General features: G+C 76.1%; 3 pseudogenes. 2 read left to right on the top strand and 1 reads right to left on the bottom strand.

The window, feature by feature from the left end:
- Together A5714_RS16715 and A5714_RS16710 are read left to right on the top strand one after the other, a co-directional pair.
- Positions 1 to 484 (top strand): annotated as a pseudogene (locus A5714_RS16715) (tetratricopeptide repeat protein); the annotation flags it as partial.
- A gap of 13 nt (positions 485 to 497) precedes the next feature.
- Positions 498 to 1091 (top strand): annotated as a pseudogene (locus A5714_RS16710) (HAD family hydrolase); the annotation flags it as partial.
- 66 nt (positions 1092 to 1157) lie between these two features.
- Here the strand turns inward: A5714_RS16710 and A5714_RS27660 are convergent.
- Positions 1158 to 1271: pseudogene (locus A5714_RS27660) on the bottom strand (HAD hydrolase-like protein); the annotation flags it as partial.
- Positions 1272 to 1301: the final 30 nt, after the last annotated feature.

Here is a 1301-nt window from a genome sequence, read left to right as displayed (position 1 = left end):
GGCGCGGTCCAGCAGGATCGCGGCCATCCGCGAGGCGGTCGGCATCGCCGCCTACCACTGCGGCGACTGGGCGCAGGCGCTGGCCGAGCTGCGGGCGGCGCGCCGGATGGGCAGCAAGTCCGCCCTGCTGGCGCTGATCGCGGATTGCGAGCGCGGGCTTGGCCGCCCGGAGCGGGCCATCGAACTCGCGCGGGGGCCCGAGGCCGCCCAACTCAGCGGCGACGACGCCGACGAGCTGCGCATCGTCGCGGCCGGGGCGCGCGCCGACCTCGGTCAGCTGGAGCAGGCGCTGACGGTGCTGTCCACGCCGGCGCTGGACCCCTCCCGCACCGGCACGACCGCGGCCAGGCTCTTCTACTCCTACGCCGACACCCTGCTGGCGCTGGGCCGCGACGACGAGGCGCTGCAGTGGTTCCTGCGGGCCGCGGCCGCCGACGTCGAGGGCGTCACGGACGCCGAGGACCGCGTCGGCGAGCTCGGCTGACCGGGGGAGCGACGTGAAAACCCTTGCGCAGGAATACGATTGCCTGCTGCTGGACCTCGACGGCACGGCGTTTCGGGGCCGCAGCCCCACCGAGGGCGCCGTGGCGGCGTTGGCCGAGGTGCGCAGCCGGACGTTCTTCGTCACCAACAACGCGTCGCGCAGCGCCGAGGAGGTCGCGGCCCACCTGACCGAGCTCGGGTTCACCGCCACCGCCGACGACGTCGCCACCAGCGCGCAAAGCGCGGCCCGGCTGCTGGCCACCCAGCTGCCGGCGGACTCGCCCGTGCTCATCGTGGGCACGGCCGCATTGGCGAACGAGGTCCGCGCGGTCGGGTTGCGCCCGGTGCACAGTTACGACGACGCCCCGGTGGCCGTCGTGCAGGGATTGTCCACGTCCCTGGTCTGGCAGGACCTGGCCGAGGCCGCCCTGGCCATCCGCGCGGGCGCGCTGTGGGTGGCGGCCAACGTCGACGTCACGCTGCCCACCGAGCGCGGCCTGCTGCCGGGAAACGGGGCAATGGTCGCCGCGCTGCGGGCGGCCACCGACGCCGAGCCCCAGGTGGCCGGCAAGCCGGCGCCCGGCCTGCTGACCGACGCGGCGGCCCGGGCGGGCGTAGACGGCGTCGCGCGCGGAGTTGACCCCACTGAGCACCATCAGGCTGGGCAGGCGCGCGGCGTTGGCGCCCTCGATGTCGGTGTCCAGCCGGTCACCGACCACCAGGGGCGCCCGGAAGTCGCCGCGGGCCGCCGCGTCGGTCAGCAGGCCGGGCGCCGGCTTGCCGGCCACCTGGGGCTCGGCGTCGGTGGCCGCCCGCAG

The organism is Mycobacterium sp. E2462 (assembly GCF_001672685.1).
In the GTDB taxonomy this organism is placed as follows: domain Bacteria; phylum Actinomycetota; class Actinomycetes; order Mycobacteriales; family Mycobacteriaceae; genus Mycobacterium.
The sequence above is the reverse complement of the archived record's forward strand: the minus strand, read 5'-3'. Positions and strand labels throughout refer to the sequence as shown.